Genomic DNA, 736 nt, shown 5'->3' with positions numbered 1-736 from the left:
TCCGTGTCCATCGGTGTCCATCCGTGGTTCTCTGGGTTGGGACAACCGCAAGGGGTGAGGCATCCGGCGGATGGCGCCAGCTTGCAAAAGCTCCGCGCCGCGGAGTGTCCGGAGAGGCTACGAGCCCTAGTCCGTCGGTCGGGTCAGGCGCGTGCTTGGGTGTTCGGTCGAGGACCGTAGGGCAGGCAAGCGCAGCGCATCCCGCCACAAGCCTGGCCGGCGTTACACGGGTCGCCTGTCAACGCTGGAGCGTTGGGATTTGCTCCCACGCTGGAGCGTAGGAGCCAGAGAGGTCCCTCCTGCGTCGGGACAAGGCTTCATGGCGCTGGAGCCTGGGAGCCAGAGCGTGTGTTGAGGACCCACCGGAGCGTCTTGAACACTCACCGGAGAGTCCTGAAGACTCGCCGGAGAGTCTTGAACATTCAACAGAGAGTCCTGAACACTCAACGATGAGTGTTGAAGACTCGCCGGAGAGCCCTGAAGACTCACCAGAGAGTCCTGAACATTCAACGATGAGTGTTGAAGACTCACCGGAGCGTCTTGAACACTCAACGGAGAGTCCTGAAGACTCACCGGAGAGTCTTGAACATTCAACAGAGAGTCCTGAACACTCAACGATGAGTGTTGAAGACCCACCGGAGAATCTTGAACACTCACCGGAGAGTCCTGAAGACTCACCAGAGAGTCTTGAACATTCAACAGAGAGTCCTGAACACTCAACGATGAGTGTTGAAGA

Annotated in this window: 1 protein-coding gene; it reads left to right on the top strand. The window is 58.2% G+C overall.

Translation table 11 applies throughout. From position 1 onward, the window contains the following. Window positions 1–449 precede the first annotated feature (449 nt). Window positions 450–736: hypothetical protein (locus BQ17_RS22635; protein WP_218068226.1), on the top strand; the 287-nt coding region annotated here is incomplete at its 3' end.

The sequence above is a fragment of the Candidatus Thiosymbion oneisti genome (genome assembly GCF_900092655.1).
Classification (GTDB): Bacteria; Pseudomonadota; Gammaproteobacteria; order Chromatiales; family Chromatiaceae; genus Thiosymbion; species Thiosymbion oneisti.
This window is presented reverse-complemented; position numbering and strand designations above follow the sequence as displayed.